The 8,234-nt window shown below is 38.1% G+C and carries 8 protein-coding genes; 5 read left to right on the top strand and 3 right to left on the bottom strand.

Annotation, left to right across the window (positions count from 1 at the left end):
• Nucleotides 1-475: 475 nt before the first annotated feature.
• Nucleotides 476-1,687 (bottom strand): molybdopterin molybdotransferase MoeA, encoded by a 1,212-nt coding sequence (locus tag FYJ39_RS19870; protein ID WP_154474060.1) that lies wholly within the window; start codon nucleotides 1,685-1,687, stop codon nucleotides 476-478.
• A gap of 598 nt (nucleotides 1,688-2,285) precedes the next feature.
• A complete protein-coding gene (locus tag FYJ39_RS19865) occupies nucleotides 2,286-3,500 on the bottom strand; it encodes a hypothetical protein (RefSeq protein WP_154474059.1) in 1,215 nt (404 codons plus the stop codon).
• A 98-nt stretch (nucleotides 3,501-3,598) separates the two neighbouring features.
• Between FYJ39_RS19865 and FYJ39_RS20635 the strand changes: the two genes are divergently transcribed.
• Complete coding sequence (locus tag FYJ39_RS20635; RefSeq protein WP_195840488.1) at nucleotides 3,599-3,886, top strand: helix-turn-helix domain-containing protein; 288 nt, start codon at nucleotides 3,599-3,601, stop codon at nucleotides 3,884-3,886.
• Between the two features lie 206 nt (nucleotides 3,887-4,092).
• Here the strand turns inward: FYJ39_RS20635 and FYJ39_RS19855 are convergent, their stop codons facing one another.
• On the bottom strand, nucleotides 4,093-5,085 hold the full coding sequence (locus FYJ39_RS19855) for a hypothetical protein (protein WP_154474057.1): 993 nt from the start codon (nucleotides 5,083-5,085) through the stop codon (nucleotides 4,093-4,095).
• Between the two features lie 175 nt (nucleotides 5,086-5,260).
• On the opposite strand from FYJ39_RS19855, the gene FYJ39_RS19850 reads away from it, so the two are divergent.
• From FYJ39_RS19850 to FYJ39_RS19835, 4 genes are all read left to right on the top strand, one after another.
• Nucleotides 5,261-5,515 (top strand): hypothetical protein, encoded by a 255-nt coding sequence (locus tag FYJ39_RS19850; protein ID WP_154474056.1) that lies wholly within the window; start codon nucleotides 5,261-5,263, stop codon nucleotides 5,513-5,515.
• 48 nt (nucleotides 5,516-5,563) lie between these two features.
• A complete protein-coding gene (locus FYJ39_RS19845; protein ID WP_154474055.1) occupies nucleotides 5,564-6,292 on the top strand; it encodes a hypothetical protein in 729 nt (242 codons plus the stop codon).
• Between the two features lie 2 nt (nucleotides 6,293-6,294).
• Nucleotides 6,295-7,008 (top strand): helicase HerA domain-containing protein, encoded by a 714-nt coding sequence (locus FYJ39_RS19840; RefSeq protein WP_154474054.1) that lies wholly within the window; start codon nucleotides 6,295-6,297, stop codon nucleotides 7,006-7,008.
• A 193-nt stretch (nucleotides 7,009-7,201) separates the two neighbouring features.
• Nucleotides 7,202-8,209 (top strand): hypothetical protein, encoded by a 1,008-nt coding sequence (locus FYJ39_RS19835; RefSeq protein ID WP_154474053.1) that lies wholly within the window; start codon nucleotides 7,202-7,204, stop codon nucleotides 8,207-8,209.
• Nucleotides 8,210-8,234: the final 25 nt, after the last annotated feature.

Below are 8,234 nucleotides of genomic sequence, written 5' to 3'. Positions count from 1 at the left end.
TTGGTTCTGTTCTGGATTTCTCTCAATCCAAGGCCCTAACCCAGCCTTTGTTTTCTTAGAATTTTCAGGGTTTTACATACTGTTTAATCTTCAATTTTCAAGGTGCTTTCAACATTGACGCCAAAGCATTTCAGCGGCAACTCCTCTATCCTATCACAACCATTCCGCTTTGTCAATCGTTTTTTTATTTTTTCTCTTGCGCATTGGTTCTTACCGCAGCGCAAGAGATATATTATCAGATGATTTGACAATTGTCAACAGCTTTTTTAAAATTTTCTATAAATTTTTGCAGATCGCCCTTAAAAGCATCTTAAACAGGAGTTACTTCTCAAATAACAGGTTATTTCTACTGTATATCTTTTTCCCATCTTTACAAATCAGCAAGCTTTCTTATACAGATTAAACACAAAGTTTGTATCAATCTGTACTTTTCCCGTCACTTTCAGGATGGTTCAGGTAATTCACACAAATATGTCTACAAAAGAATAACCTCTACACTGGCCCCGGCATCCAATTTCCCACTATCCCCCGGTATATCCACCAGGCAGTTGCACCCTGCCATGCTAGCCAGCATACCTGATGAATGACGTCCCTCTGGCAGCCAGACAATGCCATCCTCTATTCTGCCCCTGACATATCTCCTAACGGCGGAAGGCTTTTGAAATGCAGTATTCAGCTTTCCCCAAACTCGCTGAGGTTTCCATTCCTCTCTTCCTCTCATTCGCTCCAACACAGGTCTTACCAATACTTCAAAGGTAGCAGCTGCAGCAAAAGGATTTCCAGAAAGGCAAAATACCAGTTTACCTTCTATAACCATAACCATCATGGGAGAACCTGGCTTTGCGTTAATCCCATGAAATAAAACCTCAGCGTTCAAAAGCTTGGCCACATCTGGCATACAATCCCTGACTCCTACTGAAACCCCTCCGCTTGTAATAAGCGCATTACAATGGCCGATTGCAGATTTAACAGCTTCTGCTAAGCCTCTCGCGTCGTCCCTAAGGGATTTCAGTCGAAGAGCACTGCATCCTAACTCTGAAACCCTGGCCTCCAGGAGAGGGCCATTGCTGTCATAAATTTTACCCGGTATCAGTGGCTGCCCAGCAGATATCAGCTCATCCCCAGTAGCCATAATTCCAATTTTGGGTACAGCATAAACCTCTATGTTTTCCATTCCCTGACTTGCCATAATTCCCACATGCATATAGCGAAGTTGAACACCTTTTTCAAAGAGAAGCATTCCCTGTTTTACATCTTCTCCCTGAAAGCAATAATTTCCGTAAGCTCGAACCGACTCATATAATTCCACGTTTTCGTTCCCTTCATCAGTCAGTTCCTGCTTAATAATTCCATCGGCTCCCTCCGGTATAGGAGCCCCAGTCATAATTTTTACCGCTTCTCCTGATTCCACCTTCTTACTTGGATACATTCCAGCGCAAATATGTTCTATTACTTTCAGCTTAACCGGGGTTTTTATAGATGCTCCTTGAGTATCTTGGCTCCTCACAGCATACCCGTCTAAAGGAGAGCGAGGAAAAGGCGGCTGGTTTATAACAGCATATACATCTTGTGCGCATATCCGGCCTAATGCTTCTGATACACCGATTATCTCTGTTCCTGGCTTTATCTCTATTTGTCTTAACCGCTCCTGCGCTACTTTTACAGATACCGTTTCTTTCTTTTTCATAAGCAAATTATTCCCCATATTTATGCAATGTTAGTTATATTCTCACTAAGTATAATGAAACTTTAATTACCTGTCAACCATAGTAATTTTTAAATCGTAATATCATTTCTTTCCAAACTTCACTTCATTCATGAGCCAAGTTACAGTCAATTTCTCCAGTATCCTGCTTTGCTTGGCCAAAGGAAGCTTCATTTTTCTTTTTGCCGGCTAAAACGCTAAATGCAGCCTGGTAGAAGCTGGGCTCTAATATGGTTATTGGGAAATGGTTCAAATTTCTAACTCAAAAAGCTGAAACCCCTTGTAAATAAGGAAATTTCAGCCTATAAAAAAGCGCGAGACGGGATTCGAACTCTCCCAACGTCTGAAAAGCTACTAAAATCAAGGAGGAACGCACACTGTCTAAGGTGTGTCTACAGGCTGTCTACAACTTGGAGATCAGAGATGAAAGCTGTCAAGGGGTCTGCGGAGCAGATACATTTTACCCCTTTACTGCTTTTTGTAGTGGTTGTAATATTCCCCATTATTGAAAAGGGCTAGATTAGAAGCAGTGTCCTCTAATCTAGCCTTGATTATCTATTTATTGTCATTTACTTTGCTCTTAATTTAAAACTTTATAATATGTATCAATTCCCCAGTTGTAAGTATCTGTGCCAAAATAATCAAGACCTCCTATCCACTCTATCCCCTCAATAATTGGTCTTCCATCAATTATATCTAACTGAAATTTAACAGAATAATCTGCTCTTGTATAGTAATCCTCATCCCATTTACGGTAATAGTCCTTACCCTTAACAACAAAAACATTACCATCTATTGGAACTCCGCTAGAAAAATCAATTTCACAACCTGAATCGGCTACATCTGAATGTTCGTAAAAAGTTCCGTATATTTTATTGTCTGCTATTTTAATAATTTCAAGAACCCCTGTTCCATGAATTCCTACGTCGCTACTGTTTGCAAAATCTTTTACCCCATACGTCCCTACATATTGGGAATAATCTATTGAGATATTCGTAGTATTAATTTTCACACCATTCCCATCAACCTTGCTACCGTCAGGCGTAGTAGTGTTCACATATATTGCCCCATCAGAACCAAAGCAATAGGATTTTCCATCAATCTCTTTCCATGTATTGGAAACCATTGAACCATCAGATAATACGTAATACCACTTGCCAGCTAAATTCAACCACTTATTTTTAGCCAATGTACCGTTCTCATAATAATGCCAACTCCCATTTTCGGATACCCAGCCATCTTTTACAGTATTCGTTACGGAGGAAGAATTATCATGTACGATCTGGGAAGTAGTTTCAGTAATTACCTTTGCGCCTGTATTATCTACCTTAGAACCGTCAGGCGTAGTTGTACTTACATACATAGCGCCATATGGAACTTTACTATTAACAGAATACAACCATCTTTCCTGTTCATTATTGAAATGATAGTTTCCCATATCTCTTACAGGCTGAAAGAAATATTCTTTCCCATCTATCGCTTGCCAGCCTGTCACCATCTTTCCATCAGACAGATTCAGATAATACCAATATCCATCTTTATCGTCATGGTGCCAGCCTGTTTTCATAGCCTTGTCAGATTCATTGAAATAATACCAATCTTCCTTTGAATCAATAAACCAGCCTGAATATTTTTCGCCTGTAGTATCTGTTAAATATTTCGCTCCGTTTTGGCTGGTTATTGTACCATTTGGTAATGCCTGTGTATTAGCATATACCAAACTTCCAGTAGATAATGCCATTACTACCGGCATGGAAACTATCAACAGCTTTTTCACTAACTTTTTCTTACACATCTTTAAAATCCTCCTATAAACTTTTAGTAATCAATATTATACACCTAAAGTTATCATTTTGTCTATACACTAATAGTATATGGAGGTGTAAACTTATAATGACTACTGCTGAAAGATTGAAGGATTTACGAGAAAGGTATCAACTTTCACAACATGATGTAGCTAAAATACTAAAAGTATCCCCTGCTTTAATCAGTTCTTACGAGAGAAATGAACGGATGCCTAGCCCTGCAAAGTTAATTTCACTTGCTGATTTGTACCACACTACAACCGATTATCTACTCTGTAGAAATAGAACTACTGAAGAATTATCCCTTTCTGTTGAAGGTCTGTCACAAAAGCAAATAAAGTTATTAAGAGAGTTAGTGGATACTATGAAAAAATAAAGTTCAATATGTAAGATTAAAATCAACTTTACTAAAGCCACTATGAATTATTTTGTCATGGCGGCTTTATATTATAGTCAAAAAGAACTTTAGTATTCGGACAAAATTAAATACATTTATTGTCTTAGATAACTAATCAATAAACAATAAATCGGAGCCAACATTAAATTATGTGTGACGGCTCCGATTTTAACTAAGCATTGAAACTAGAAAACTAGTTCCATATGTTTGCTGTATATTAATCCCCGCATAAATGTTATGACATATTTCTGTCTTTTAAAAACATCATTAATATTGCTCCAATCTTCTAAAAGACTAAACTTGCTTAACATTTCCCAATCGCAATTATCCATATAACATATATATGGTATAGCACAAATCAAAAGATTAATAGTTACGAATCTTTTAAATGGTTTATCATGAAAGTTAGTTAATTCATTTTTAATATTACTTATACATTTCTTTCTCTCTATATTATGTTTGTCTGGATATTTATCATTTTTGTCTGGATATTTGTCTACCATTTCCATAAGTTGAAGTGACTTTGTACTACTTTTATTTAAGGTGATATCTTCGATAAAATCCTTTGTTCTTTTCAGATTATGTGGATCTAAACTCTGCATAAGGTATAAAAATTCCCAATCACGTCTAAACATAAGACAAAATGTTTCGATATTTTCTGTTAGAAATTTGAGTTGAGCATAAGACAACTTCTTCATTTTCTTTTCCAATATTATAAAGAGTTTTTCATTACAATCTTCTGTACCAAAGATTGGTGAAGCGGCATATCTTATCGATAACGAGAAATCTTTTCCATAAGTCTTTGGCACTTCCAAAACTTTGTTTAAAATTTTTTTCATTTCGTTGGAAACTCTATTTCCGGTAATCTCTCTGTAAATCGAGTCAACTTCATAAAATCTTTTATTTTCAAGCAAAGTGTCATTTTCTTTTACTAACTTCCTCAAAGATTCCTTATCGTCTATGATAAGTCCTTCTTCACGATTTTGTAAATATAGTTTTTCATGAAAACAACACATGAGTTTAACCGAAACACTCCTCTGTTTAAATATCTTCATTATATCATTGCTGTTGATTCCCTCACATTTTATAAAATTTTCTACACTGCCGTATTTTTCTTTAATTTTCTTTTTTATAATATCTGCCTCGTCTTTTGATATCTTAATTTTTTCATCAGTCATTACAAAATTCCTCCTCAATATATTATACATTAGCATATAACATAAAAGCAGAAAAAAATAAAGGACAAAAAAATGGACTTTTACTGTCTTAGACATCATCATGAATCAATGCTATAGTGATTACATCACAAGCGACCGGTCAGCAAGTGAAATCATAATAGAAAAGAGGAAACAAATGAGAGTTACAGCAAAAGTTCATATTCTGGCAAAAGTTCAGAAACCTTGGACAGATTCTAATGGAGTGGAACGTTTATCCTATAGTATCAACATTATGCAGGAACAAGGACAGGTCATTGATACTTTAAAACTGAATCAGGAACAATATAATTTGGTAGAGGCCAATAAATCATATACGGTCATTGCAGATTATGGTTCAGGTAAGAACGGTTCATTTCTTCGTGTAGTTGATATCGTAGCGGATAAAGTGTAAAAAGTACAATGCTCCTGCCTTGAATGGCAGGAGCAGAAAGGAAAAAATATGATTAAATTATTTTCAAATGTGGCTTCTTCACTGGAAAGTGATTACCTTGAAAAGCATTGGGTAAAATTAATTCTAAAAATCTTAGGATTAATTATTATCACCGTTTGTATGGGACTGTTATTAGGGAAGCTTGCCTTTTTGATTCTTGACAACATTGAAGGAATTGTTGTTACCATTGGAGCGATTGCTTGTTTCTTTATGATTCTGTTCAGCTTTTTACCCCAACGGCCTATTGAAGGAGAACCTCATATCGGTACTATAGAGTATGACCCTATTACACTGGAATCTACATATAAGATGATTCGTAAAAATTTGTGTTCTGTTATTGGTGATATTGCTGATATCGCTAGATTGCGCCAGCCAGCCAGTCTTAGTCAGATGGACTGTCCCAATCATTATGATGTGGTTGCTAACGCTGTACTTTATCATTTTTTGGTGTTAAAACAGTCTAACGAGATCGATGTATTCAGCATAATTGGTATTCTTCAGAATGCCATTGAACAGAGATTGAACAATAACGAAGTGGAAGGTATCACACAAACCGCCTTTTTCTATAACGGTCAAGTCTATCCCTCCATCATGGTTGATAACGTGCAGGACTTAGGAACCTATGTCCAGATAGATGTAGCCATCGCCAGCGAATATTACTGTAAGTACAGAGAACGGCGTATTTACAATAATATGAATCAAACCAGCATTATCAAACCGAAGGATAAGGAATTTTAATTATGGAAATAGGGTTATTTCTGCAAGAGGATTTTCTTAACTACGGCATACAGAAATATACTCTCTGGAATCCGGCTATGGCTCCTCATATTGTAATATTCGGAGCCACCGGGACAGGAAAAACCTACGCCACAAAGTTAATGCTTGGACGTATTTCTAAACACATTCCTGATTCGCAATTTTTTGTATGCGATTTTAAGGGGGATTTGGATTTTTCCTTTCTGATAGGAGATAGCAGATTTTACCGTTTCCTCGACTGTCAAAAAGGGTTGTCTGATTTTTATAATTTATTTGAGAAACGACAGTCCGGGGAAGATAAAAGCAGAAACCTACTTTTACTTTTCTTTGATGAATGGGCAAGCTATACCCTGAATCTTGAAAAGAAGAAAGCGGAAGATGAAAAGAAGAAACTCGCCACTCTGCTTATGCTGGGACGTTCTTTCAATGTCCATGTACTAATCAGCCAACAAAGAGTAGACGCGTCTTACTTCAATGCCGCTCGTGATAATTTTAACGAGGTTATCGCATTGGGCAATCTTTCACCGGAAGGCAAAGAAATGATGTTCCGCGATTATAAAGATAAGATGAAGCCAGACCGCAAACAGGGAACCGGCTATATGCTCACAAACGGAACCGATTTAACCCCTATTGTAGTTCCTACCATATCCGATATGAACCGCTTAAACAATTATATCAAAATGGCTGTGGAACGGTAATTCAGCCGGGGGCGGACGGAGTGCAAGCCCCCGGCAGGGCAGGCGGTAAAGCCGTCTGCCCCATACCGAAGTTGCTAGTATTACCGCAACTTCTGTGTCAGTGTCAAAAATATAAGTAATCCTTTAAAATCAATGGTTCCGGCATATTCCCCGATTGTGTCGGCTCTGTGTCGGAGCCTAGAAAGGAAGTACCATGGCAACCAAAAAGAAAAACATAAATAATAATCGGCGTAGCCGAAAATACCAATTAACATTTAACAACCCGGAAAAGCACAAAAATTGTTCCCACCCGGAAATCAAGGAAACACTGGGTAAATGGGAAAATACGGTTTACTGGTGTATGTGTGATGAAGTAGCAAAAGCACCACATACCCACTTGTTTATACAATTCAAGAATCCGGTTTATTTTTCCAGTATTAAGAAAAACTTTCCATCTGCACATATCGAAGAAGCGCAAGGAACGGCAGAAGAAAACCGGGCGTATATCCGCAAAGAAGGCAAGTGGGAAGATACAGAAAAGGGAACCACGAATTTAAAGGATACCTTTGAGGAATGGGGAACCATGCCGCAAACGGGACAGGGGCGAAGAAGTGATTTAGCCAACCTCTACCAGATGATTAAGGACGGCTATTCCAATGTGGAGATTCTGGAAATCAATCCTGACAACCTCCTGAACCTACAGCACATTGACAAAGCCCGCCTAGAAATATTGTCCAGCCGCTACAAAGCAGAACGGCGCATGAATCTATTAGTAACTTATGTGAGCGGTGCAACCGGCTTTGGAAAGTCAAGATATATCCTTGATAATCACGGCGATTCCAATGTATACCGGGTAACGGATTATAAGCACCCATTCGACACCTATTCCGGGGAAGATGTGATAGTCTTTGAAGAATTTAGAAGCGATCTGCCCATAGGCAATATGCTGAACTATCTGGACATCTACCCCCTGCAACTCCCTGCAAGGTACAACAACCGGCAGGCCTGCTATAACTTCGTGTATGTCGTTTCCAACTGGAAGTTAGAAGACCAGTATCATAATATCCGCTTGGAGCAGACAGAGACATGGAACGCCCTTATGCGGCGTATTCACAAGGTAAGGATATACACGGCTCCCGGTGAATGGCAGGAATATGACACTACTGATTATCTGCATGGATTCCAGCCGGTTGACAGGGCAGATACACCATTTAACAATTAAATCTGACAGGCGTTGGGACTTCACA

The organism is Clostridium porci, from assembly GCF_009696375.1.
In the GTDB taxonomy this organism is placed as follows: domain Bacteria; phylum Bacillota; class Clostridia; order Lachnospirales; family Lachnospiraceae; genus Enterocloster; species Enterocloster porci.
Note: the sequence above shows the minus strand (reverse complement) of the source record. Positions and strands in the feature narration are given on the sequence as shown.